This is a genomic window from Pseudoflavitalea sp. G-6-1-2, assembly GCF_012927185.1.
Taxonomy (GTDB): Bacteria; Bacteroidota; Bacteroidia; order Chitinophagales; family Chitinophagaceae; genus Pseudobacter.
In genome coordinates this window covers 1,446,602-1,470,612 of sequence record NZ_JABBGB010000001.1, presented here as the reverse complement: position 1 = coordinate 1,470,612, position 24,011 = coordinate 1,446,602, and the positions used below count along the sequence as shown (strand labels likewise).

Sequence of the window (24,011 nt, the reverse complement as noted above, 5' to 3'; positions counted from 1 at the left end):
TTTCGCATTTTTGCAATGATCCAATAGCACAGGCATGACGAATCGTATTTACCAATCACTAGTCTTACAGAAAGCGAAAGGACATAAATCGTTTGCCGTTCTCATTGATCCGGATAAAGTGACCGTAGAAAAGATCACTGAACTGACTACCCTGGCAATGGACGCATCCGTCGACTATCTCCTCATCGGAGGAAGTCTGGTTGTATCCAATCACCTCGACGAAGTGGTGATGCAGGTTAAAAAAGAATGTAACATCCCGGTTGTATTGTTCCCGGGTTCCCCCTCCCAATTGTCCAGACATGCAGACGCATTGCTGTACCTTTCTCTTATTTCAGGCAGAAATCCCGAACTGCTGATCGGCCAGCATGTGATCTCGGCACCGCAGGTGAAACAGAGCGGACTTGAGATCATCTCCACCGGCTATATGGTTATCGATGGCGGAGCACCCACCACCGTGAGCTATATCAGCAATGCTACGCCCATCCCGGCAGACAAGAATGAAATTGCCATGTGTACCGCCATGGCCGGCGAAATGCTGGGCATGAAGGTGATTTACATGGATGCCGGAAGCGGCGCCAAACGCCCCATTACCGAAAGCATGATCGAAAAAGTGAGTCAGGTGATCGAGGCCCCCCTCGTAATCGGAGGCGGAATCACCGATCCGGAGAAAGCTTACCGCAACTGCAAGGCTGGCGCCGACGTTATCGTAATCGGAAACGCCATCGAGAAAGATGCCGGTCTGATCCGCGAAATGAGCGCTGCTATCCACTCGGTTCCCCTTATCAGCAGATAATCAACTGCCTTTTTAACTTATTGTTTCGGCCCCTTCAGCTTTGGGGCTGAAATTGTAAACGAAAATTTTACAGTAAAAAATCCCTGTATACCAAAATTCGTATTTACATTTGTAGGGTTAAACAAAATTGAGTACAAAGTACATCCACTAGAGAAATGCAAAAAAATCTCCATAAACTCGCAGAAGTGATGGCATTAACTGCCAGCTCTATCTTGCGTGGGATTTTTCCTGTACAGCTCCGTACAGTTTTTCATCCACAGCCCGTCCCCGTTCAGGTGCGACGTTGATACTCAATTACCATAGAGTCCCCCTGATTATTACTGGAACACTATGCAGCCCCGGCCTTTGGCGGGTATTCCTGCGTTCCACTCCCGAAATGTCTTAGTAATTGTTCACCTTTTATTGTAGAGCCATAAAATGGAAACTCAACAACAATTCCAGGTTCTGATTGCCGATGAATCTCATCTGGGCTTCGCACAGATCATTTGTGATGAAATGGCCTCATCTGCCAAAGCCAGAGGTACCGGCATTGCCAAAAGATCCCCGGAATATATCCAATTGAAAATTCGTGAAGGCAAAGCCGTGATCGCCTTCAACAAGGAGGGTGTATGGGCAGGCTTCTGCTACATCGAAACATGGAGCCACGGCGAATATGTTGCCAACTCAGGCCTCATCGTTTCTCCCAATTTCAGAAAAGGAGGGCTTGCAAAGGCCATCAAACGCAAAATCTTCGATCTCAGCAGACAGAAATACCCCGATGCCAAGATCTTCGGTCTCACTACCGGCCTCGCCGTAATGAAGATCAACAGCGATCTCGGCTACGAACCTGTTACCTATTCCGAACTCACACAGGATGATACCTTCTGGGCAGGCTGCAAAAGCTGCATCAACTACGAGATCCTCATGAGCAAAGAAAGGAAGAACTGCCTCTGCACTGCCATGCTCTACGATCCAAAAGATCACTACGAGCCTCAGGAAACGAAAGAATTCTTTGAACAGAAGAAAAGCATTTTCGAAAGACTGATCCGCATCAAGCAATGGAAGTTTTTGCAACCCTTTCTCAAAAAAGAAAAAGACCAGAAACCAGCTACCAAAAACAAAAAGCTGTTTGCACAGCTCTTTAATTTTTAAACATTTTTTCAGAATAAAGCGATGGCAAAGAAAATTGTACTCGGATTCAGCGGCGGCCTCGATACGTCGTATTGCGTAAAGTATCTCGGTGAAGATTTAGGATATGATGTGCATAGCATCATTGTGAATACCGGTGGTTTCAGTGAAGAAGAACTGAAACAGATCGAAGCACATGCATACAAACTGGGAGTGAAAACACATACCACTATCGATGCAGTGAAATCTTACTACGACCGCATTATCCGTTTTCTCATCTACGGAAATGTGCTCAAGAACAATACTTACCCGCTGAGTGTGAGTGCTGAACGCCTCATTCAGGCATTGCACATCGCAGAACACGCACAGAAGCTGAATGCCGACGCAGTTGCACACGGATCTACCGGCGCAGGCAACGATCAGGTTCGCTTCGACATGATCTTCCACATCATGATCCCCAACGTGGAAATCCTTACTCCCATCCGCGATCTCAAACTGAGCCGCGAAGCAGAGATCGAATACCTTACCAACAAAGGTGTGGACATGAACTTCAGCAAAGCCATGTACTCCATCAATAAAGGACTCTGGGGAACATCTGTGGGAGGAAAAGAAACCCTCAACTCCAAAGGCATGCTCCCCGAAGAAGCATGGCCTACGCAGGTTACCGCCAAAGAAGACCGTGAAGTAAAACTCACATTTGAAAAGGGCGAGCTGAAAGCAGTTGACGGAAAATCATTCGCACATCCTGCAGAAGCCATCCAATACCTGCAAAGCATTGCCGGCGCTTATGGCGTAGGCCGTGATATTCACGTAGGTGACACCATCATCGGCATCAAAGGCCGCGTAGGATTCGAAGCAGCTGCTCCGATGGTAATTCTTAAAGCGCACCACGCACTCGAAAAACACGTACTCACCAAATGGCAGCTCAACTGGAAAGACCAGCTTGCACAGTTCTACGGCAACTGGCTCCATGAAGGTCAGATTCTGGATCCTGTAATGCGCGACATCGAGGCATTCCTCCAGAACGCACAGCAGAACGTAACCGGCGATGTATTCGTTCACCTTCAGCCTTATCGCTTCCAGGTGATCGGCATCGAATCGAAGTTCGATCTCATGAGCAGCAAATTCGGCAAGTACGGAGAAATGAACAACGGATGGAGCGGTGACGACGTTCGCGGCTTCTCCAAGATCTTCGGTAACCAGACCGCTATCTGGAATGCAGTGAACGAAGAAAACAAATAACAATGACACCCAAAATATCCATCGGTATTGTTGGCGGAGCCGGATACACCGGCGGTGAACTGATCCGTTTGCTGATCAATCACCCCTATGCGAACATAACATTCATCCATAGCCGCAGCAATGCCGGAAAACCCGTAAGCTCCATTCATCAGGATCTCGTAGGAGAAACACCACTCACTTTCGCAGCTGAACTCAGCAACGATATCGATGTGCTCTTCCTCTGCGTTGGCCATGGAGAAGCGAGGAAATTTCTGCAGGAGAATACCATCGCACCAAACGTGAAGATCATCGATCTGTCACAGGATTTCCGCCTGCAACCCAATACCACCATCGACAACAGATCATTCGTATATGGCCTTCCCGAACTCAACAAGGAGGCCATCCGCAAAGCGAACAATATCGCCAATCCAGGCTGTTTTGCTACGGCTATCCAGCTTGGATTGCTGCCGCTTGCAAAAGCAGGATTGCTGGAGCATGTGCATACCACCGGCATCACCGGATCTACCGGAGCCGGACAGGGGCTGAGCACAACTTCTCATTTCAGCTGGCGCGCCAACAATATTCAGGCGTACAAAACGCTCACGCATCAGCACGTGAAAGAAATTTCACAATCGCTGAAGCAACTGCAATCCGGTTTCGGAGAAGCAGATGCGAGTGGCAAAACCACCAGCGAACTCAACTTTATTCCCTGGCGCGGAGATTTTACCCGCGGCATCTTCATCAGCTCGCAGATCGATTGCGACCTGAGCGAAACCGAACTGCAGGCGATGTATGAAGATTTCTACCAGGATGCCCCCTTCACCGTAATCAGCAAAGAACCCGTATTTCTCAAACAGGCTGTGAACAACAACAAATGTGTGATTCAGCTGGAGAAAGTAGGCAGCAAACTGGTGGTTCATTCGGTGATAGACAACCTGCTGAAAGGCGCATCCGGACAGGCAGTACAGAACATGAACCTGATCTTCGGCCTCGACGAATGTGCCGGACTCAGACTGAAAGCAAATTATTTTTAGACAAAGGAAACCAATTAGCAACATGAAACTTTTCGACGTTTATCCCATCAACGACATCACCATCGTTAAAGCCAAAGGCTCCAATGTATGGGATGACAAAGGGACGCAATACCTCGATATGTATGGCGGCCATGCCGTGATCTCCATAGGACACACACATCCTCACTATGTGGAACGACTCACTGAGCAGCTGAACCGCGTAGGTTTCTATTCCAACTCCATCCGCATTCCTTTGCAGGAAGAACTGGCCACCAAACTCGGCAAGCTCTCCGGCAAGGAAGATTACCAATTGTTCCTTTGCAATTCCGGTGCAGAAGCCAACGAGAACGCGCTGAAGCTCGCCTCCTTCGCCAATGGCCGCAAGAAAATAATCGCTTTCAAAAAAGCATTCCACGGAAGAACATCTCTGGCTGTTGCAGCTACAGACAATCCGTCTATCGTTGCACCGGTTAACCAGAATCCCAATATCATCTTCCTGCCTTTCAACGACGAAGCTGCACTCGAAGCCTGCTTTAAAGCGCAGGGCAGCGAGATCTCTTCGGTGATCATCGAAGGCATACAGGGAGTGGGCGGCATCAATATAGCTGCACCATCTTTCCTCCGCAAGATCCGCAGCCTCTGCACAGAGTACGGCGCAGCCTACATCGCAGACGGCATCCAGTGCGGATACGGACGCAGCGGCAAATTCTTCTCTCATGATTTCGCAGGAGTAAATGCAGATATCTACTCCATGGCAAAAGGCATGGGCAATGGATTTCCTGTTGCCGGCATCATGATCGCTCCATCTTTTCAGGCAAAACATTCCATGCTCGGCACCACATTCGGAGGCAACCACCTCGCCTGTGCAGCTGCACTCGCAGTAGTGGAAGTGATGGAGAAAGAAAACCTCATGAGCAATGCCGCCGAAGTAGGCAACTACCTCATGGATGAGCTGAAACAAATTCCCGAACTGAGCAATGTACGCGGATATGGACTGATGATCGGCTTCGACGTTCCTGAACAGCTCAAAGACCTCCGCAAGAACCTGCTCTGGGAAAAGAAAATATTCACCGGTGAAGCAAAGCCAAACGTAATACGTCTGCTTCCTTCACTGGCGCTTACAAAAGCAGAAGCGGCACAGTTTATTCAGGAGATCAAAGCCACCATCGCCTCTATGGTTCCATCAACAAACCCGGTACACTAAAAAGATGAAACAATTCATTTCAGCAGCAGACGTAAACGATATTCAGGCATTGGTAAGCCAGGCACTGGAATACAAGCAGCATCCACTTCTGCACAAAACGCTTGGTCAGCACAAGCGCATTGGTTTACTCTTTCTGAATCCCAGCATGCGTACCAGACTGAGCACGCAGATTGCAGCACAGAACCTCGGTATGGAAGCCATTGTGTTCAATGTTGGTCAGGAAGGATGGGCGCTTGAATTCGAAGAAGAAGCCATCATGAGCGGCAGTACTGTAGAGCACGTGAAAGATGCAGCGCCGATCATGGGACAATACTTCGATGTGCTGGCCATCCGCACATTCCCATCACTAAAAAATCGTGAGGATGATTACAGCGAGCTGTTCATCCGTCAGTTCATCAAATACGCAGGCATTCCTGTAGTGAGCCTGGAGAGTGCAACGCTGCATCCATTGCAGAGCCTCACAGACATCATCACTATCAATGAATGTCTCAAAGCCAATCCGCTTCCGGCGGGTCGCAAACCCAAGATTGTGCTCACATGGGCGCCACACGTGAAGCCGCTGCCGCAATGCGTGGCCAACAGCTTCTCGCAGTGGGTGAATGCATGGGGCGAAGCTGATTTCGTGATCACGCATCCCGAAGATTACGAACTCGATACCCAGTTCACCAACGGAGCCACCATCACACACAATCAGGAAGAAGCATTGAAGGATGCAGATTTCGTGTACGTAAAAAACTGGAGCACGTTCAACAATGAGTACGGCAAGATCTATTGCAACGATCCTGCATGGATGCTCACCAACGCCAAACTCAGCCGCACCAACAATGCGCGCGTGATGCACTGCCTGCCCGTAAGAAGAAATGTAGAACTGAGCGATGAGATCCTCGACGGACCAAACAGCGTGGTAACACAACAGGCATCCAACCGCGTATGGGCAGCACAGGCTGTACTGTCAAACATCTTACAATCGAAATAAGCCAACGTGGAGACACTGTACGTAGTTAAGATCGGAGGAAACATTATCGACCATGAAGCCAAGCTCGCGGACTTCCTGCAATCATTTGCAGCTTTGCCCGGCAAGAAGATTCTGGTGCATGGAGGAGGCAAGCTGGCCACTCAACTGGCAGAGCAAATGAATGTGCCTCAGCAGATGGTAGACGGCAGAAGAATCACCGATGCCGACACACTGAAGATCGTTACGATGGTGTATGCCGGCGATATCAACAAACGCGTGGTGGCCACATTGCAATCGCATGGATGCAATGCCATCGGCCTCACCGGCGCAGATGGCAACGCCATTCTCGCACACAAGCGCGAGAAAGGCGGCATCGATTATGGTTTCGCAGGTGATGTTGATCAGGTGAATGCCAACCTGCTCAGTGGATTGCTCAAACTCGGTCTCACAGTAGTACTTGCCCCTATCACGCACAATGGAAAAGCGCAACTGCTCAACACCAATGCCGATACCATTGCACAGGAAACCGCGAAAGGATTGAGCAAACTGTACAACGTACAACTGATCTACTCCTTCGAGAAGAGCGGCGTACTGCTCGATGCCAACGACGACAGCACCGTGATACCCAGCATCCATCCTGCGTATTACGAAGAACTCAAAGCATCTGAAAAAATATTCGCAGGCATGATCCCAAAACTGGATAATGCCTTTGCAGCCGTTCGCAGTGGCGTAGAAAAAGTAATCATAGGCAAGGCCGAACAGCTGCATCAACTGATCGCCGGAAGTGCCGGCACAAGCATCGTACATGAATAATAATCTCGCAACATTGCAGCAGTCTGTGATCGGTTTGCTGAAGCAACTGATCGCTACTCCTTCTTTCAGCAAGGAGGAAGAGAGCACTGCGGCACTCATCAAAATATTTCTCGAAGAACGTGGCATTGCCGCACAGCAGTTCAAATACAATGTGTGGGCAACCAACAAACATTTCGATAGTGCAAAGCCAACTATTCTGCTGAACTCGCATCATGATACGGTGAAGCCCAACAAAGGCTATACGCTCGATCCGTTCTCGCCCATCGAAAACGCAGGCAAACTGTTCGGACTCGGCAGCAACGATGCAGGCGGACCGCTGGTATCACTGCTCGCCACCTTTCTGCATTTCTACGATCGCGCTGATCTTTCGCACAACCTGCTCTTCGCAGCCACGGCAGAAGAAGAGATCAGCGGGAAGGATGGTGTTGAAATTCTGCTGCCGCAACTTCCTCCCATTGCTGCTGCAATCGTTGGTGAACCAACACAAATGCAGATGGCAGTTGCGGAACGCGGCTTGATGGTGCTCGATGCCATTTCACACGGACGCGCAGGCCACGCAGCCCGCGAAGAAGGCGACAACGCCATCTACAAAGCGCTTCGCGATATCGAGTGGTTCAGCACATACAAATTCCCGAAAGTATCCGATCTGCTTGGTCCGGTTAAAACTTCCGTTACCGTGATCGAAACCGATAACAAAGCACACAACGTAGTGCCTGCACAATGCAAGTTTGTAGTGGATGTTCGCGTGAACGAACTGTACACTTTCGAAGAGATCCTCGAAGTGATCCGCGCCAATGTGCAGAGCGAAGTAACACCGCGCAGCACACGCCTCCGTTCTACCAGCATTGCGTTGGATCATCCATTGGTGAAAGCCGGCATAACATTGGGCAGAACTTATTACGGATCACCCACCACTTCGGACAAAGCCCTCATGCCGTTTCAGGCACTGAAGATGGGTCCCGGAGATTCAGCACGCAGCCATACTGCGGATGAATTCATTTACATCGAAGAAATAGAATCAGGCATAGCCTTATACATTGATCTCTTAAACCAGGTATTATGAAACTGTGGCAGAAAGAAAACACTTCCATGTCTGAACAGATCGAACGATTCACTGTAGGTCGTGATAAAGAATTCGACCTGTTGCTTGCTCCTTTTGATGTGCAGGGCTCCATCGCGCATGTGACCATGCTCGGCGAAGTTGGCCTCATGAGCAAAGAAGAAGCAGCACTCGCCGTACGTGGACTGGAAGGCATTCTCAAAGAGATCAACGAAGGCCAGTTCCGCATCGAAGAGCATGTGGAAGATGTGCATTCGCAGGTAGAACTGATGCTCACCCAACGCATCGGCGAAGCCGGCAAAATGATCCACAGCGGCCGCAGCCGCAACGATCAGGTGGCCGTAGACATCAAACTCTATCTCCGCTCCGAAGTGCTTGCTATAAAAGATCAGACAAAAAAATTATTCGACCTGCTGATAACACTCAGCGAAAAACATAAGAACGTTTTACTGCCGGGTTATACCCATCTCCAGATTGCCATGCCCTCATCATTTGGTCTCTGGTTAGGAGCCTATGCTGAAGGTTTGGTGGATGATATGGATTGCCTGGCATCAGCTTACTACGTTGCCAACAAAAACCCGCTGGGAAGCGGCGCCGGATACGGCAGTTCTTTTCCGCTCAACCGTACACGCACCACGGAGCTGCTGAATTTCGGCACACTCAACTGGAACGCAGTGTATGCGCAGATGAGCCGCGGAAAAACAGAACGCATCGTTGGTCAGGGTATCGGCAATATCGCTGCAACCCTCAGCAGACTGGCGATGGACTGCTGCCTCTACATCAATCAGAATTTTGGATTCATTTCTTTTCCGTCGGAGCTCACCACAGGCAGCAGCATCATGCCGCACAAAAAGAATCCCGATGTATTTGAACTGATCCGCGCCAAATGCAACCGCATTCAGTCCGTTCCCAATGAACTGATTTTGCTGGTGAACAATCTGCCATCGGGCTACCATCGCGATCTGCAGCTCACCAAGGAAGTGCTCTTCCCTGCCATCGAAGAACTGAAAGCCTGTCTCGAAATGATGCAGCTGATGTTAAGCAATATGACCGTGAAAGAAGGCATTCTCGACGACGAAAAATACAGGTATCTCTTCAGTGTGGAAGCCGTGAATGAACTGGTGAACAAAGGCATTCCTTTCCGCGAAGCATACAAGCAGGTGGGAAATGATATCGAAGAAGGAAAGTTCAATTTCAATTACAAAAAGCAATTGCATCATACGCACGAAGGCAGTCTCGGCAATCTCTGCAACGATAAGATTGTTGCCGAAATGAACAAAGTTCTCAGCAATTTCAAATAAACCTGATTACAATAAAAAGCGAAGGCCTGCATTCTACATGCAGGCCTTCGCTTTTATATCTTCTGAAATTATCTCAGGTCTTTGGTATCCACTCTCGAAGGAGTATCTTTTCCGGCAATGATCGATTTTGCACTCACTGCAATCGACTTGATGATCTCCGCCATATTCTTCATATCCAGTGTTTCGATCTCATCATCCAGTGTGTGGTAGAATTTCTCGCTATCCATTTTGGAAGTAGAGATGGTATGCGCCGGAACGCCTTGTCTGGCCAGTGTTGCGTTGTCCGAACGATAGAACAGCTGCTGGTCGGGATATGGATCAGGATAGAATTTGAAAGCAGAACCTTCGAGATTCTTCTCCAGAATTTTACCCATATCGGTTTTTTCGTATCCGGTAATGAACGCAGAATTGTTACCCCATTTGCTGTCTGTACCAATCATTTCGATATTGAACATGGCCATCACTTTAGACGGATCGAATTGTTTGGAGAAATACTGTGAACCGAATCCACCAACTTCTTCTGCAGTGAAGGCGGCGAAGATGATGGTGCGATCGTTGTTCTTCAGCTGTGCATAATAGTTAGCCAGCATAATTACGGCAGTAACGCCGGAAGCGTCGTCGTTGGCTCCGTTATAGATGGAGTCGCCGGCTTCGTTAGGTTTGCCGATACCGAGGTGATCGTAGTGTCCGGAGAAGATCACATACTCGTCCTTTTTCTTTTTTCCGGGGATCATGCCCACCACATTCTTCAGCGGAGAGCGGCTGATTTCCTGATTGAACTCTACAGAGTAGGTATCAGGTTTTTCATTGGTGAGCACTGCAATTACATTTCCGCGCGATTCAAAGAAACTTTCGCGCAAACGTTTGAGTTGATTGAACATGCGGCCCAGCGTATCATTTACGGTGAGCAGGTAATTCTTATCCGTATCCAGCAGGCGGGTGATAGTGCTGTAAAATTCCTGACGGCTTTCGATCCTTACTTTCTCGTATCCGGCATTCTGATCGGCTTTCAGGTTGGTAGCGGCAGTGAGAGCTACGATATTTTTTTCTTCGATGCTCTTGCCATTGATAGTGGCTTTTGCATTGAGGAACTTTCCTTTCAGCATAGCAAATTCCTGAAAATAAGAATCGCCTTTTACCGGCTGAATGCCTGCCTTTTTGAATTCGGCTGCAATGAAATCAGCTGCTTTGTCGATGCCTTTGGTGAAAGTGCGGCGGCCTTCCATATCATCCGCTGAAAGCGTTCTTTCGATGCGTTCAACTTCTGTGGCATTGATGATCTTGTCTATTGATTGTGCAATGCTGGTTTGCCCAATGGCAAGCAGGCCAATCAGAGAGAGAATTTTCTGCATGGTTATGTAGTAGGTTTGTTTTATTACCGGGTGTTAAAGGCTCATCATTTCTTTGAACTTCACTGTCTGGCGGCGGCTCACTTCGATCTTCTCTCCTCCTTTCAGTTCGAGCAGCAATCCTCCGTTGAAGTAGGGCTCGATCTTATCGATCAGGCGGAGGTTTACGATATGTTTGCGGTTGGCGCGGAAGAATGTTTTCTCATCCAGTCTTTCTTCCAGTGCGTTGAGTGATTTCAGGATCAGAGGTTTGTTTGGCCCGAAATACACTTTGGCATAGTTGCCCACACTTTCGAAGAGACGGATCTCAGACAGCTTCACAAACCAGCAACGTTCTCCGTCTTTCACAAATACCTGATCGTTCTCGCTCAATACGGAATGATTAACGTTGGCAGGGTTCACAGGAAGCTGATCGCGGTCTTCGTGCGAATGCAGTTTCTGAATGGCATCGGCCAGCCGTTTGGGCTCTACAGGCTTCAGCAGATAATCGAGTGCATTCACTTCAAATGCACGAAGTGCGAACTCATCGTATGCGGTAGTGAAAATTACGTTGGGGATGCGGTCCAGTTCGGACAGCATATCGAAACCGGTTTTGCCCGGCATGGAGATATCCAGAAAAACGAGGTCGGGATTGATGTTCTCAATTTTCTCGATTCCCTCACCGGCATTGGCAGCTTCGGCCACTACTTCGATTTCGGGAAATTCGGTCAGCAGTTTTTTCAGTTCGTTTCTCGCGAGGCGCTCGTCGTCTATAATGATGGCTCTGATCATATACCTGATTATATAGTTTCAACAGGGATCGATATGCGGGCTTCTACCAGTCCGCTGTCTACCTGCCTTATTTCAAAGTTAGCTTTTTCACCAAATAATAGTTGCAGGCGGTTGCGGGTGCTGCTGAGGCCGAACCCATCGCCATTCACATATCCATTGAGGTGGCCGGTATTCTGTACAATCAGTTCGAGGAAATTGTTCCGGAAATCGGAGATCACTTTCACCACACCTCCGCTGATCTGTTTGCCGATACCGTGTTTGATGGCATTCTCCACGAGGGTTTGCAGCATCATGGGCGGTACTGGCTGATCGAGGGTATCTTCATCGATCTGGTATTCTACACGAAGACGGTCTTCGAAGCGGATGTATTCCAGCGCCAGATAGTCTTTTACGATGCTGAGCTCTTTCTCGAACGGAACAGTTTCCAGTTTCTCGGATTGCATGCTGCTTCGCAGGATATTGCTCAGTTCGGTAATGGCATTGCGGGCGCGATTGGGATTTTCGTCGATCAGCGCACGGATGCTGTTGAGGGCATTGAATATGAAGTGAGGATTGATATGTGCCTTGATGGTCTTCAGTTCCAGCTCTTTTACCAGCGCCTGAAGACGAACACGATCCAGCTGTGCCTGTCTTGCACGGATGATATAGTGATAAGCAAAGTAGATCAGGTTCCAGATTAGGATGAACAAAAAACATCCCATCGCCGCGCGCATGATTTGATTGATCAGCGGAACAGTGGAATATTTTGGCGGCTCGATGCCCAGGATCCTTTCCAGCGTAGTGCCAACAGCTGCATAAATGAACGCGAACACAAAGGAAACGAAGAAGATGTAGAATCCCTGCTCATTGATGGGTTTATCCACCAGCTTGAACCGCTGGATGAACATTCTCATCACATGGGTGATGATAAAACCAACGGCAGCCTCCAGAAACAGCACTTCGTAGAAAAATGGTGTTTCACGGGAACGGAGGGTGAGATAGAAGAACGTATACACCAGTATGAACGCACTCCAGCCCAAGATCTGGCAGAGCCAGTAATAAGATATTTTCTTTCGCATGGTCATAAATCGGAACTAAGCAAATCTACGTTTTTGGGTATGCAACCCCGTCTATTTGGGATATATGGCCGAATAACTAGCTTATCGGCATGTCAATGTAGGGTATTTGTCTAGAAAAACGACAGAATCTGTTAAAGTTTCCTGTATGAAAATCCCAGCGGAAAACCCCGCCACAGAATGGGGCAAAGCTGGAAAATTCACCGTATTTTTGACCATTAAACAGTAAGGAATGAACATTGCCCCAGGCCCACTACTCAGCATGATCAATTCTCCCGCCGATCTCAAACAACTGAGCCGGGAACAATTGCACCAGGTTTGTGACGAACTGCGCCAGTACATCATCGATGTGGTGAGTGTGCATGGCGGGCATTTTGCTGCCAGCCTTGGGGTAGTGGAACTTTCTGTAGCACTGCATTACATTTACAATACGCCATACGATCAGCTGGTATGGGATGTAGGCCATCAGGCGTACGGACATAAGATACTCACCGGTCGCCGCGATGCATTTCCTACCAACAGAAAATACCATGGTCTCAGCGGATTTCCCAACCGTCACGAAAGCGAGTACGATACTTTCGGCGTAGGGCACTCTTCTACTTCCATCTCCGGTGCACTCGGCATGGCAATGGCCGCGAAGTACAAAGGAGAGAACAGAAAAGCAGTTGCCGTGATCGGCGATGGCGCACTCACTGCAGGCCTTGCCTTCGAAGGCATGAACCATGCAGGTGTTGCCGATGCTGATGTACTGATCATTCTCAACGACAACTGCATGAGCATCGACCCCAATGTGGGCGCGCTCAAGGAATATCTCACCGATATCTCCACTTCACAGACCTACAACAAATTCAAAGACGATATCTGGAAAGCGCTCGGCAAACTTCCCGTAGGAAAGAACTTCACACGCGAAATGGCCAGCAAGCTCGATCACAGCATCAAAGGATTCCTCAACAAGAACAGCAATCTCTTCGAAGCGCTCAAGCTCCGCTATTTCGGACCTATCGACGGACATAATATTTCAAAGCTCACAGATACCCTTCACGATCTGAAGAATATCCCCGGTCCCAAACTGCTGCACATTGTAACAGTAAAAGGAAAAGGTTATTCACTCGCAGAGAAAGACCAGACCCGCTGGCATGCACCCGGTCTTTTCGATAAGATCACCGGAGAGATCTACAAGAAGAGTTTTGAAGTTCCGCAGCCACCCAAGTATCAGGATGTATTCGGCCATTCCATCATCGAACTGGCAGAACAGAACGATAAGATCCTTGGTATCACACCCGCAATGCCTTCAGGCAGCTCTCTCAAATTTATGATGGAGAAAATGCCGCACCGCGCTTTCGATGTAGGCATCTGCGAGCAGCATGCAGTAACCCTCAGCGCCGGTATGGCCACACAGGGCATGCGCGTGTTCTGCAATATCTATTCTTCTTTCATGCAACGCGCGTATGATCAGGTGATCCATGATGTAGCGATCCAGAACCTTCCGGTGATCTTCTGCTTAGACAGAGGTGGACTGGTAGGAGAAGACGGACCAACACACCATGGTGCTTACGACATCGCGTATTTCCGTTGCATCCCCAATATGGTGGTGAGCGCTCCAATGAACGAGAGCGAACTCCGCAACCTCATGTACACGGCTCAGCTCGAAAAGAACCAGACTCCTTTCTCCATCCGCTATCCACGTGGCGAAGGTGTTATGCCCGAATGGAGAACACCATTCGAGGAAATCACCATCGGCAAAGGAAGAAAGCTGAAAGATGGAAAAGACATCGCCATTCTGAGCTTCGGCCATCCCGGCAATTTTGCCACCACAGCCATCCGCGAACTTCGCACAGAAGGCATCGATCCTGCACATTACGACATTCGTTTTGTGAAACCGATCGATGAAGAACTGCTGCACGAAGTATTCGGCAGGTACAACAAAATTGTAACTGTTGAAGACGGAACAATTGTAGGTGGATTCGGAAGCGCGATCCTCGAATTCATGGCAGCCCATAACTACAAGGCTGATGTGAAGATGCTGGGCATCCCCGACAGAATTGTTGAGCACGGCAGCCTCAAAGAGCTTTACCGCGAATGCGGCTATGATGCAACAGGCATTGCAGCAGCGGTACGGACGATGGTGGGCGAGCAGGTTCTTACAAATGTTAAATTGTAATCCTCACGTTGTAATTTTTATGGAGTGCTCCTCACAGCTGCATCAAAGCCGCTGGCAGTAATCCGCTGCCCCATCAAACCCATATCATGAAGAAAGCTTTGCTGATCAGCCTCGCCCTGATACTCACGTTTGTACTGGCCAGCGCAGGCTGGTACTATTACAAAATGAAGGCTACACCGTCCAAAAGGAATGTAGCCCGTTCTGTGAATTCCACGCTCATTAAGGAACTCCATTCAAAGGCAGATGGATTACTTGCCTACGCCAAAGCCAACCAGTGCAATACAAGCATTTGTTTTCTCATAGATATGAAAATCGAATCGGGCAAAAACCGATTCTTCATTTATGATATGAAGCGCGATTCTGTATTAGATGCCAGCCTGGTTACACACGGGCGCTGCAATGAAAGATGGCTGAACGGAAGGAAGTATGGAAATGAGCCGGGATGCGGTTGTACATCGCTTGGGAAGTACAAGATCGGAAACCCCTATCAGGGCAGATTCGGACTTGCCTATAAGTTGTTCGGATTGGACAATACCAACAGCAATGCGTTCAAGAGGTTTGTTGTGCTGCATTCGCATGGATGCGTTCCGAATACCGAAGTAGATCCTTATCCAATTTGCCAGAGTGATGGATGCCCTACAGTGTCCAAACCATTTTTGAAAAAGCTCGCAGGCATTCTGGATAGTTCGGAGAAGCCGGTGCTGCTGCAGATCTATGAGTAGGAAAAGAAAAAGCCTGAGCGTGGTGCTCAGGCTTGAATATGTTCAAAATTAGTTTTTCTTAGCGGTGTCTTCTTCATCATTATCCTCATCTTCTTCGTCCTCATCTTCTTCGTCTTCATCGTCGTCGTCTTCATCATCTTCGTCCTCCTCTTCACTTTCATCATCATCTTCTTCTTCTTCGTCGTCGTCATCTTCTCCATCTTCACTTTCTTCTTCCTCTGCATCGGCATTTGCCCCTTCGCTTACAATTTCATCACCACTTTCTTCTTCTACAAATTCTTCCTCTTCTTCACTGCTCAAAGCTTCAGCCATAAACGCATCCTCATCGTCACTCAAAGTCTTCTCTGCTGCAATACCGGAGGCATTCACAGCAGCATTGATATCCAAACCAAACTCATCATCTTCTCTATCCTCATTGTATTCGATGATAAAGTTGTTTCTGCCTTCGCCCACCATGATGGTGAGGTATTTCAGCTGCACCAGTTCGAGCATGCTCAGAAATAAGAAGATCGCCTGGATGCGGTCATTGGCCTTGTCGAAGATTTTTTCAAACGGCACAGTCTTTTCTCTGCGCAGCGTAGACACCATATGTTCACGGCTTTCTTCCATGGTGTAGTTGTAGCGCACCACAGTGTGAACAGGTTTGTTGTTGCGCTGCTCGAGGCGTTTCATCACACGCTCGAAGGTCTTCATCAGCTTGAAGAGTGTGATAGATTGGATCTCGGTTCCCTCACCGGAATCTTCACCGATGGTAGACATTTCCTTAGCGAGGTTACCACGGCGAACCATCAGCATACGTGTTGCTTCCAGTTCGGCCATCTGAACGGCAGCTTCTTTGTAGCGTTTGTATTCAAGAACTTTATCTACCAGTTCCTGACGGGGATCGATCTCATTACCCTGTGCATCGAGCTCCTTCCGGGGAAGCAGCATTTTTGCTTTGATACGCATAAGGGTGCTCACAAAGAGGATGAACTCGCTGCTCAGCTCTATGTTCAGTTTCTCCTGTGCGTGGATGTATCCGAGGAACTCTTTGATGATCTCGGTAATGGGAATATTGTAAATGTCCAGCTCATCCCGCTCGATAAAGAAGAGAAGGAGGTCGAAAGGCCCCTCGAACTGAGGCAATTTGATCTGGTACTGAGACTGATTTAGCATGCTGTTTTTTTGGATACTTACCGGATTTTCAACTAGTTTCTCAAGATTCACACACTGATTGAAATGCCCGGAAATAAAGCCGCCTGCCACCTTTGCGGGGATGGCAGGCGACAAATGTATGAAATATCCTGCTTAGAATTTAGCTGAAAAACCCACACTCAGCAGTGATCTGAGCTGCGTTCCGGCAGATTTGTTATCCGGGCCGAATTGACGCACATCATCGTCGTATATCAGATCGAAATTATACGTAACATTCAGGAACTTATTCACTTTCATGGAAATGAGGTTGGTCCAGAATACGTCTATGTTCTGTGGCTTGGCTTTGAGCTTCTCCTTGAGCACCTGGCGGGTACCAATGGGAGTATAGCGGTAGGTGCTCAGGTAGTTGGAGTACAGATCGAGACGGCTTTTGAAGGTCACATTCTTCACCACTTCTTTTACGAAGTTGGCGGAGGCGAATCCACCGAGCTCGGTTCTAACTTTCTGATTAGGGTCTACTCCGTAGAGGGTAGCGAGGGGTTTTTCAAAACCACCGCCATCTCCGGGAGGAATAACACCATCAGGGAAGTAGTAGCTCCATGGGTTTGTTACGAACACCATACGGGCAGAGATCGGAGAAACGAAGAGACTGAAATATGGAACAGGGTGCCAGTCGAGACCCGGCGCCACGATCAGGTAGGCAGGAGCAAAGAAACTCGATGTTTTTCGTTTGTAAGTATCCTTCCCGAGATAGGTATAATCGAACCCGTCGGTGAATTGTGAACGGAAGTTCACAACGCCTGACAGACTGAGTGTTTTTGTGAGATCATGCCCTACTTTTCCGAAATAGTCGATCTTATCATCTGTTTTGCGGCTACCCAATGAGGTGGTATTCACAATGGCATATCCGAGATCGAGTGTATTGTTCCAGTAGAATTTTCCATCGCGGTAATTGGCGAAGAGGTTCATGGTACTGGCAACTGTGAAAGAGAATTTTTCCGCACCGGCAGCCCAGTTCTTGCTGCTGCCCTGGCCGAAGTTGAGAGAGAAGAGTCCGCCTTTTCTCCATCCGGCTTTATGCGCAGTATCGATAGCAACAGGTTTTTCGGTAGCGGCTTTCATTTCTTTTACGCTGGGCGTCTGAGCCTTGAGGCTATACAATGACAAAGTGCATGCGCAAAAGAGCAAGATTTTTCGCATCATAAAATATAAATAATAGTTAGGTTACTTTTTCTTCAGCTCATCTCTGATCTCTGTGAGCAATTGCTCTGTAGGTGTAGGGCCGGCAGGTGCGGCGGGTTTCTCTTTCATGAGTTTCTTCATGAAACGAACAATCAGGAACAGAATAAATGCAATGATCAGGAACTTGATCACAGCAGAAAGGAACTTTCCGTATTTCACGGCACCCCATGAAAGCGAATCGATGTTTTCAGCGTTAGCCGCTTTCAGTGCAGGATTCAGCAACAATGGAGTGATCACATCATCAACGAGTGATGAAACGATAGCACCAAATGCACCACCGATGATCACTGCAACAGCAAGATCAACTACATTTCCTTTCAGTGCAAACTCTTTAAAGTCTTTAAGCATTCCCATATTGATGAGGTTTTAGTTTGAATGAATAAAAACCATGGCAAAACTATATAATATATAATTGCCAGCCATATATTGATTTCCACGATGTGGATTTCCGTTAGACGATTAATCTTTCTTCAGTCCGGGGTATTTCATGTTCAGCCCCTGCAAGGTTTTCAGGAGCGTTGATGCGATTACGTGTTCTTTGTACCAGTTCTGATCGGCTGGTACGATGGTCCAGGGGATATTATCGCAGTGTTCGAAAGCATCTTCATATGCTTTCATGTATGTATTCCATTTTTTGGCTTCCTCGAAATCCTGGGCATTGTATTTCCATTGTTTGGCGGGGTCTTCAATGCGTTCGTTGAGGCGCTCCTGCTGCTCTTCGGGTGAGATATGCAGGTAGAATTTCAGTATCTGTGTGCTGTTGTGTTCGGCAAGCAGCTGTTCAAAGTCGTTGATGGCCTTCATGCGTTTCTTTGCAGTAGCATCATCGATCAGGTTGTGTACGCGTGTAACCAATACATCTTCGTAATGCGAACGGTTGAAGATCTGGATCACGCCTTTGGCGGGTGCTGCGTGATGAATGCGCCAGAGAAAATCGTGCGACAGCTCTTCTGCAGTGGGCACTTTGAAAGACCGCACGGTTACTCCCTGCGGATTGAGTTTTCCGAATACATTGCGGATAACGCCATCCTTTCCACTGGCATCCATACCCTGAATTACAATCAGAATGGAATGTTTCGATTCGGCGTAGAGCAGGTTCTGCAGATCATCCAGTTTCTGGAGAATCGCTTCTGTTTTGGCTTTCGTTTCCTGCTTATCCAGTTCTTTCGGTGCGCGTGTACTGATGGAGGATAGTGTAATTTTTCCCATACCTGCATTTAATTGATTTAAGGTATAGCATTTTTTCCGAACAGGAATGTCCCTTTTTGTTGAAGGGCTGTTTGAAAAAAAGAAGGCTGTCTCCGGGAGACAGCCTTCAGCAATATTGCAGTGCTGTACTTAAACAGTCATGATTTCTTTTTCTTTTGCCGCGAGGTGTTTCTCCACCAGGGCAATGAATTTGTCGGTGGTATCCTGCACATTTTTCTCTGCGTCTTTGCTCACGTCTTCGCTGAGGCCGTTCTTTTGAAGCTTTTTGATCTTCTCGATGGCATCGCGGCGGATATTGCGGATGGCCACTTTTGAATGTTCGCCTTCGCCCTGTGCACGTTTCACCAGTTCTTTACGACGCTCTTCGGTGAGTGGCGGCATAAAGAGACGGATGATTACGCCATCGTTCTGAGGAGTAACGCCGATATTGGCGTTGATGATAGCGCGCTCGATCGGTTGCAGCATATTTCTTTCCCAGGGCTGAATGGACAGTGTTCTTGCATCTGCTACGGTTACGTTACCTACCTGGCTGATCAGCGTGGGGGTTCCGTAATAGTCAACTACCAAGCCGTCTACCAGATTTGGGTTAGCCTTTCCTGCACGTACTTTGATCAATTCGGCTTCGAGGTGGTTAATAGCCTTTTCCATGGCTTCCTGCGCCTGATCGATGATAACATCAATATTTAACTCGTCTGACATAATTAAAATGAATTAAGTGCTTTGCAAACCTACGTCAAATCGGAAAAATTGCACAAAGATTGGGACAGGAATTTAATAAATCAGGGTCTTTTACAATTCAGAAGAACGTAAAAGACCCTTGAGATTTATGTGAAGGGACTCAATTTTTGTGTTCTAAGATGGTATCCTTGGTAAGGGGGACAATTTTAGTGGTGCCTTTCTCTTTTCCTTCTCTTTCAACAGATCTGGCAACGAAAAGGCGCGGTTGGGGTCTTGTGTAATAAAGTGCGGCGATACCGGAAAAGAAAAATCCGATTACGCCGAGGATGATCCAGGTGCATCCTACATTACGGAGGCTATAGGCCAGTACCACAAACAGCAGGTTAACAGCAACCAGGCCAAGGGCAATATTCCTGTGGCTGAGGCCTCTGTCCAGAAGCATGTGGTGGATATGGTTTCTATCGGGACTGAAGGGGGAGCGACGATTTACGATACGGATGGCAAATACTCTTAATGTATCCAGCAGCGGGATCATCAGAATAGTGAATGCCAGTGCTGGAGATGCTGCCAGCGGATAGGCCACATCGGTAGCATTGGCCGCATCGATGAATTTGATGGCCAGTATGGAAGTGATCAGCCCCAACAATAAGGAGCCGGTATCGCCCATGAATACTTTGGCCGGTTGAAAATTGAAGATCAGGAATGCAGCCACACTGCCCGCGAGTGCAAAGGCAAGGATCGCATAGCCGATCAGGTTATTTTGCAGGAAATAGAATCCGAAAATAATGGACGTCATCAGTCCCAGACTGCCCGCCAGCCCATCGATACCATCGATCAGATTGAACGAATTGATGATCACGATCACAGTAAAATACGTAAGGAGCAGGCTGAAAGATTCGGGCAGTTCATGAATTCCCAGGAATCCATGCATGCTGGTGATCTGAACACCTCCTTTATATATGATGAGGAATGCAGCCAGTACCTGACCGATAAATTTCTTGATGGGAGATATAACGAGAATGTCGTCTTTTAATCCGAGGAAGAAGATCACAAAAGCTGCAGCGAGGAAGTACTGCATTTCTGTTGACTTCTGAAATTGCATGGCCACAAGACAGGCGAGAACAAAGCCTGCAAAAATACCCAATCCCCCAAGGGATGGAATAGGTACTTCATGGATCTTCCTTTCATCAGGAATATCGTACAACTTTTTTCTCTCGGCCACTGTAATAATTACAGGGATAGCTAGAAAGGTGACGGTAAATGAAATAGCTATCGAAAGTAATACATCAAACATCAGCCCTGGTTTTGGTTTCCTAAATATTTGTCTGTTTAATATCTACGTGCTGCTAATCTGGCCGGTAGGGGCAAATTTAGTGCCGGAGTCACAAATACAGCACATTCGCTATATTGAACTTCAATTCAGGCAACTTTATTGTTTAAGGCGGGCAATTTGGAATTCAAAAGTAAAGAAAAGTTTAATAGAGTTCATCACTTGGTCTACAATTTCTTGTAGTTTTGCCTTCCATATTTTTAAAGACCGATTATGCCAGCATTAAAAGACATCGCTTCTCAGATCCGCAGGGATATTGTCAGAATGGTTCATGGTGCCGCAAGCGGCCACCCCGGTGGTTCACTTGGTTGTACAGATTACTTTACAGCGTTATATTTTAAAGTAATGAAGCACAACCCCACACCTTTTCAGATGGATGCCCCAAATGAAGATGTCTTTATCCTGTCTAACGGACACATTAGCCCGGTTTTCTATTCAACCCTGGCCAGATCCGGGTATTTCGATATCAAAGAACTGGCCACCTTCCGCAAACTCAATTCCCGCCTGCAGGGTCACCCCACAACGCACGAACATCTCCCCGGCGTTCGCATCGCCTCCGGCTCATTGGGCCAGGGAATGAGCGTTGCCATCGGCGCAGCCCTCACCAAAAAACTCAACGGAGAAAGCAATGTAGTGTTTTCGCTTTGTGGTGACGGTGAGTTGGACGAAGGCCAGAACTGGGAAGCCATCATGTTCGCAGGGGCCAAGAAAGTGGACAATTTCATTGCAACTGTAGACTGGAATGGACAACAGATCGACGGACCTACCGATAAAGTAATGAAACTCGGAGACCTCGGCGCCAAATTCGACGCCTTCGGATGGGAAGTAGTTCACCTCGATAAAGGAAACGATGTAGACGAAGTGGTAGCAGCACTGGAAAAAGCCAAAACCTTCGTAGGAAAAGGCAAACCAATTGTTGTGCTGATGAAAACCGCCATGGGCGCAGGTGTAGACTTCATGCAGGGCAGCCACGAATGGCATGGCATTGCTCCCAACGACGAGCAACTGGCCAAAGCCCTCGCTCAATTGCCCGAAACACTCGGCGATTACTAAGAAAGATCATCTTAAATCAATACGATCCCGGCCATCCAGCCGGGATTTTTTATGAGATAAGCTTCTTTGCCTGTATCTCTTTTTCGAGAAACCTCCGGTAATCCTGCACATATAACGCAAACAGGGATTCGGAAATCAGGAAAGCCAGGCCCACAAAAACTATAAAGAAAAATGCAACTGCAAAGGCCGCCCATCCTAATGAAGGTTCCGTGGCTATTCCAATTACCAGCTTAACGATCTGGTATAAGAAATATCCAAGAAACAACAGATTAAGAATGATACTCAGCCAGGAGTTGCGAATGTTTATCTGCAAAACTGTATAAGCAGACGTTTCCGTTATTTTCACCCTGCCAACTGGCGTAGTCTTCCACCTGTTTGGCGGCGTTTTTTTCAGCAGAAATTCATGATCGCCGAAGCTTGTATTGAAAGTATTCGCAGCAAGGTGATCCAACGTTCCAAGATTATCGAGATCGCCTGTGGCAGCTGTAAGTTTTTCTTCGATCTGTTGTGCAGACAGTTCCGTTTTGAGCCGGAAGCTTGTGTAAGGAATCAGGTTCAAGGTTGCGTATTTAGGGGTTGAGCAATCAGGAAGTCTTCAACTCTATCGGCTGCAATGCCGCCTTACGGGAAGGGAACCACGAAGCCAGTACCGCCACCAGCACCACTGTAACCAGTATCAAAATAAAATCTGCAGGCATTATCTGCACAGGGTAATAATCGATCAGAAATGTTCCTCCTTCGAGCGGTATCAGGTGAAACTTCACCTGCATCCAGCAGAAGATCAGCGCCAGCACAATGCCCGCTCCGGCTCCGATGCCGGCCAGCAGTATGCCTTCACTCAGGAAAATTTTTTGTACCAGACCGTTATCAGCTCCCATCGCTTTCAGCGCCTGGATATCTTTTTGTTTTTCCAGTACCAGCATGGTCAATCCACCGATCATGGTGAATGCCGCTACAATCAGCATCAGCGTGAGAATGCCGTAAGTGGCCCATTTCTCCATCGTCATAACACTGTAGAGGCTTTGGTTCTGTTCGTATTTCGTTTCTACTTTGTAGTTGCTGCCTAACATGCTACGCAGGGCGCGTTGCACATCGTCGGGTTTGGCATTTTCTTTCAGTGCAATTTCTACAGCGCTGTACTCATCCTCTTTCAGTCCCATCATGGTTTTCATGAAACTGAGATTGGTGAGCGCATACTTGTTGTCGATATCTGCCTGAATCAGAAATGTACCTGCTGTATTGATATTCGCAGCTGAAGCAGATTGATAGGGATCGTTCGTATTCACTGCCGCTCCGCGTTTGAAAATATACACCGTAAGCGGATAGATATTCTTATCAGCTTCGAGTCCCAATGCATTTTCAACGCCATTGCCGAGTATCAGATTGGGATAATCGGTGCTGCCGGTATTGAAGCTTCCACGGAACATTTTCTGCGGAACGCCGGATACTTCGGGATAATGTTCATCCACTCCTTTGATGTCTGCAATCACCTGCACATCGCCGTTCAGCAGCAATGCCTTCTCTTCTGCCAGCAGGGAGAAATGCGCAATGGCCGGGTTACTGCGGAACTGTTGCAGTTGTGCCTCGCTGAGGTTGATCAGTTTTCCCTTAACCGGCGAAATGCGTATATCGGTGTAGAATGATGAATACAGCGATTTCACCAATCCTTCAAAACCGTTGAATACACTCAGCACCACAATAAAAGCGAACGTGATGCACATGATGGCAATCATGCTCACCCACGCAATCACATTGATGGCATTGGTAGATTTCTTTGCTTTGAAGTAGCGCCAGGCGAAGAGAAAATTCACATCAAAGGGTTTATGTGAGGTAAAAGCCG

At 47.9% G+C, this 24,011-nt stretch carries 23 protein-coding genes; 12 read left to right on the top strand and 11 right to left on the bottom strand.

The features are described from left to right. Positions 1 to 34: 34 nt before the first annotated feature. From HHL16_RS06175 to argH, 9 genes are all read left to right on the top strand, one after another. Complete coding sequence (locus HHL16_RS06175; RefSeq protein WP_169424256.1) at positions 35 to 793, top strand: geranylgeranylglyceryl/heptaprenylglyceryl phosphate synthase; 759 nt, start codon at positions 35 to 37, stop codon at positions 791 to 793. A 417-nt stretch (positions 794 to 1,210) separates the two neighbouring features. Beyond that, a complete protein-coding gene (locus HHL16_RS06170; RefSeq protein ID WP_169424255.1) occupies positions 1,211 to 1,924 on the top strand; it encodes a GNAT family N-acetyltransferase in 714 nt (237 codons plus the stop codon). Positions 1,925 to 1,945: 21 nt separating this feature from the next. Continuing rightward, entirely contained in the window at positions 1,946 to 3,142 is a 1,197-nt protein-coding gene (gene argG / locus HHL16_RS06165) for an argininosuccinate synthase (RefSeq protein ID WP_169424254.1), read from the top strand. 2 nt (positions 3,143 to 3,144) lie between these two features. Continuing rightward, positions 3,145 to 4,155, top strand: a complete 1,011-nt coding sequence (gene argC / locus HHL16_RS06160) for an N-acetyl-gamma-glutamyl-phosphate reductase (protein ID WP_169424253.1) — start codon at positions 3,145 to 3,147, stop codon at positions 4,153 to 4,155. Positions 4,156 to 4,177: 22 nt separating this feature from the next. Beyond that, the gene (locus HHL16_RS06155) at positions 4,178 to 5,338 is read left to right on the top strand and encodes an aminotransferase class III-fold pyridoxal phosphate-dependent enzyme (RefSeq protein ID WP_169424252.1); all 1,161 of its coding nucleotides are present in this window, start codon (positions 4,178 to 4,180) and stop codon (positions 5,336 to 5,338) included. Between the two features lie 4 nt (positions 5,339 to 5,342). Continuing rightward, positions 5,343 to 6,314 (top strand): acetylornithine carbamoyltransferase, encoded by a 972-nt coding sequence (locus HHL16_RS06150; RefSeq protein ID WP_169424251.1) that lies wholly within the window; start codon positions 5,343 to 5,345, stop codon positions 6,312 to 6,314. A gap of 6 nt (positions 6,315 to 6,320) precedes the next feature. Then, positions 6,321 to 7,106, top strand: a complete 786-nt coding sequence (argB, locus tag HHL16_RS06145) for an acetylglutamate kinase (RefSeq protein ID WP_169424250.1) — start codon at positions 6,321 to 6,323, stop codon at positions 7,104 to 7,106. Continuing rightward, positions 7,099 to 8,169, top strand: coding sequence for a M20 family metallo-hydrolase (locus HHL16_RS06140; RefSeq protein WP_169424249.1), 1,071 nt, complete (start codon positions 7,099 to 7,101; stop codon positions 8,167 to 8,169). Before argB ends, HHL16_RS06140 begins: the two co-directional genes overlap by 8 nt. Then, positions 8,166 to 9,467, top strand: a complete 1,302-nt coding sequence (gene argH / locus HHL16_RS06135) for an argininosuccinate lyase (protein ID WP_169424248.1) — start codon at positions 8,166 to 8,168, stop codon at positions 9,465 to 9,467. The genes HHL16_RS06140 and argH overlap by 4 nt, the downstream gene beginning before the upstream one ends. A 68-nt stretch (positions 9,468 to 9,535) precedes the next feature. Here the strand turns inward: argH and HHL16_RS06130 are convergent, their stop codons facing one another. Genes HHL16_RS06130 through HHL16_RS06120 form a run of 3 tightly spaced genes read right to left on the bottom strand, consistent with a single transcriptional unit; the run spans position 9,536 to position 12,645 of the window. Beyond that, positions 9,536 to 10,819, bottom strand: a complete 1,284-nt coding sequence (locus tag HHL16_RS06130; RefSeq protein WP_169424247.1) for a M28 family peptidase — start codon at positions 10,817 to 10,819, stop codon at positions 9,536 to 9,538. A gap of 33 nt (positions 10,820 to 10,852) precedes the next feature. Beyond that, entirely contained in the window at positions 10,853 to 11,587 is a 735-nt protein-coding gene (locus tag HHL16_RS06125) for a response regulator (RefSeq protein WP_169424246.1), read from the bottom strand. Between the two features lie 8 nt (positions 11,588 to 11,595). After that, positions 11,596 to 12,645 carry a histidine kinase gene (locus HHL16_RS06120; protein ID WP_169424245.1) on the bottom strand — a complete coding sequence of 350 codons (1,050 nt, stop codon included), beginning with the start codon at positions 12,643 to 12,645 and terminating at the stop codon, positions 11,596 to 11,598. 229 nt (positions 12,646 to 12,874) lie between these two features. Here HHL16_RS06120 and dxs point away from each other — a divergent pair, with 229 nt between their 5' ends. Together dxs and HHL16_RS06110 are read left to right on the top strand one after the other, a co-directional pair. Then, positions 12,875 to 14,803 carry a 1-deoxy-D-xylulose-5-phosphate synthase gene (gene dxs, locus HHL16_RS06115; protein ID WP_169424244.1) on the top strand — a complete coding sequence of 643 codons (1,929 nt, stop codon included), beginning with the start codon at positions 12,875 to 12,877 and terminating at the stop codon, positions 14,801 to 14,803. 86 nt (positions 14,804 to 14,889) lie between these two features. Next, complete coding sequence (locus HHL16_RS06110; protein WP_169424243.1) at positions 14,890 to 15,525, top strand: murein L,D-transpeptidase catalytic domain-containing protein; 636 nt, start codon at positions 14,890 to 14,892, stop codon at positions 15,523 to 15,525. A gap of 48 nt (positions 15,526 to 15,573) precedes the next feature. On the opposite strand, the gene HHL16_RS06105 is transcribed toward HHL16_RS06110, so the two are convergent. From HHL16_RS06105 to HHL16_RS06080, 6 genes are all read right to left on the bottom strand, one after another. Next, the gene (locus HHL16_RS06105) at positions 15,574 to 16,680 is read right to left on the bottom strand and encodes a segregation/condensation protein A (protein ID WP_240965862.1); all 1,107 of its coding nucleotides are present in this window, start codon (positions 16,678 to 16,680) and stop codon (positions 15,574 to 15,576) included. Positions 16,681 to 16,812: 132 nt separating this feature from the next. Next, the gene (locus HHL16_RS06100) at positions 16,813 to 17,862 is read right to left on the bottom strand and encodes a DUF3078 domain-containing protein (protein ID WP_169424242.1); all 1,050 of its coding nucleotides are present in this window, start codon (positions 17,860 to 17,862) and stop codon (positions 16,813 to 16,815) included. A gap of 21 nt (positions 17,863 to 17,883) precedes the next feature. Next, positions 17,884 to 18,255, bottom strand: a complete 372-nt coding sequence (gene mscL / locus HHL16_RS06095) for a large conductance mechanosensitive channel protein MscL (protein WP_169424241.1) — start codon at positions 18,253 to 18,255, stop codon at positions 17,884 to 17,886. Between the two features lie 105 nt (positions 18,256 to 18,360). Then, positions 18,361 to 19,110, bottom strand: coding sequence for a PPK2 family polyphosphate kinase (locus tag HHL16_RS06090; protein WP_169424240.1), 750 nt, complete (start codon positions 19,108 to 19,110; stop codon positions 18,361 to 18,363). Positions 19,111 to 19,239: 129 nt separating this feature from the next. After that, a complete protein-coding gene (frr, locus tag HHL16_RS06085) occupies positions 19,240 to 19,809 on the bottom strand; it encodes a ribosome recycling factor (protein ID WP_169424239.1) in 570 nt (189 codons plus the stop codon). Positions 19,810 to 19,948: 139 nt separating this feature from the next. After that, complete coding sequence (locus HHL16_RS06080) at positions 19,949 to 21,082, bottom strand: MraY family glycosyltransferase (RefSeq protein ID WP_169424238.1); 1,134 nt, start codon at positions 21,080 to 21,082, stop codon at positions 19,949 to 19,951. Between the two features lie 249 nt (positions 21,083 to 21,331). Between HHL16_RS06080 and HHL16_RS06075 the strand changes: the two genes are divergently transcribed. Continuing rightward, a complete protein-coding gene (locus tag HHL16_RS06075; RefSeq protein WP_169424237.1) occupies positions 21,332 to 22,171 on the top strand; it encodes a transketolase in 840 nt (279 codons plus the stop codon). Positions 22,172 to 22,220: 49 nt separating this feature from the next. Here the strand turns inward: HHL16_RS06075 and HHL16_RS06070 are convergent, their stop codons facing one another. Both HHL16_RS06070 and HHL16_RS25300 read right to left on the bottom strand, forming a co-directional pair. Beyond that, the gene (locus HHL16_RS06070; protein ID WP_169424236.1) at positions 22,221 to 22,730 is read right to left on the bottom strand and encodes a hypothetical protein; all 510 of its coding nucleotides are present in this window, start codon (positions 22,728 to 22,730) and stop codon (positions 22,221 to 22,223) included. 25 nt (positions 22,731 to 22,755) lie between these two features. Then, positions 22,756 to 23,982 carry an FtsX-like permease family protein gene (locus HHL16_RS25300; protein WP_169424235.1) on the bottom strand — a complete coding sequence of 409 codons (1,227 nt, stop codon included), beginning with the start codon at positions 23,980 to 23,982 and terminating at the stop codon, positions 22,756 to 22,758. Positions 23,983 to 24,011: the final 29 nt, after the last annotated feature.

Excerpts from the sequence above, each read along its gene's own strand:
- HHL16_RS06175 (WP_169424256.1), top strand. The coding sequence starts at position 35 with ATGACGAATCGTATTTACCAATCACTAGTCTTACAGAAAGCGAAAGGA.
- HHL16_RS06075 (WP_169424237.1), top strand. The coding sequence starts at position 21,332 with ATGCCAGCATTAAAAGACATCGCTTCTCAGATCCGCAGGGATATTGTC.
- HHL16_RS06130 (WP_169424247.1), bottom strand. The coding sequence starts at position 10,819 with ATGCAGAAAATTCTCTCTCTGATTGGCCTGCTTGCCATTGGGCAAACC.
- HHL16_RS06090 (WP_169424240.1), bottom strand. The coding sequence starts at position 19,110 with ATGGGAAAAATTACACTATCCTCCATCAGTACACGCGCACCGAAAGAA.
- HHL16_RS06170 (WP_169424255.1), top strand. The coding sequence starts at position 1,211 with ATGGAAACTCAACAACAATTCCAGGTTCTGATTGCCGATGAATCTCAT.
- HHL16_RS06110 (WP_169424243.1), top strand. The coding sequence starts at position 14,890 with ATGAAGAAAGCTTTGCTGATCAGCCTCGCCCTGATACTCACGTTTGTA.
- HHL16_RS06120 (WP_169424245.1), bottom strand. The coding sequence starts at position 12,645 with ATGCGAAAGAAAATATCTTATTACTGGCTCTGCCAGATCTTGGGCTGG.
- HHL16_RS06080 (WP_169424238.1), bottom strand. The coding sequence starts at position 21,082 with ATGTTTGATGTATTACTTTCGATAGCTATTTCATTTACCGTCACCTTT.
- HHL16_RS06100 (WP_169424242.1), bottom strand. The coding sequence starts at position 17,862 with ATGATGCGAAAAATCTTGCTCTTTTGCGCATGCACTTTGTCATTGTAT.
- mscL (WP_169424241.1), bottom strand. The coding sequence starts at position 18,255 with ATGGGAATGCTTAAAGACTTTAAAGAGTTTGCACTGAAAGGAAATGTA.
- HHL16_RS06140 (WP_169424249.1), top strand. The coding sequence starts at position 7,099 with ATGAATAATAATCTCGCAACATTGCAGCAGTCTGTGATCGGTTTGCTG.
- frr (WP_169424239.1), bottom strand. The coding sequence starts at position 19,809 with ATGTCAGACGAGTTAAATATTGATGTTATCATCGATCAGGCGCAGGAA.
- argC (WP_169424253.1), top strand. The coding sequence starts at position 3,145 with ATGACACCCAAAATATCCATCGGTATTGTTGGCGGAGCCGGATACACC.
- HHL16_RS06150 (WP_169424251.1), top strand. The coding sequence starts at position 5,343 with ATGAAACAATTCATTTCAGCAGCAGACGTAAACGATATTCAGGCATTG.
- argG (WP_169424254.1), top strand. The coding sequence starts at position 1,946 with ATGGCAAAGAAAATTGTACTCGGATTCAGCGGCGGCCTCGATACGTCG.
- HHL16_RS06125 (WP_169424246.1), bottom strand. The coding sequence starts at position 11,587 with ATGATCAGAGCCATCATTATAGACGACGAGCGCCTCGCGAGAAACGAA.
- HHL16_RS06155 (WP_169424252.1), top strand. The coding sequence starts at position 4,178 with ATGAAACTTTTCGACGTTTATCCCATCAACGACATCACCATCGTTAAA.
- dxs (WP_169424244.1), top strand. The coding sequence starts at position 12,875 with ATGAACATTGCCCCAGGCCCACTACTCAGCATGATCAATTCTCCCGCC.
- HHL16_RS06105 (WP_240965862.1), bottom strand. The coding sequence starts at position 16,680 with ATGCTAAATCAGTCTCAGTACCAGATCAAATTGCCTCAGTTCGAGGGG.
- argH (WP_169424248.1), top strand. The coding sequence starts at position 8,166 with ATGAAACTGTGGCAGAAAGAAAACACTTCCATGTCTGAACAGATCGAA.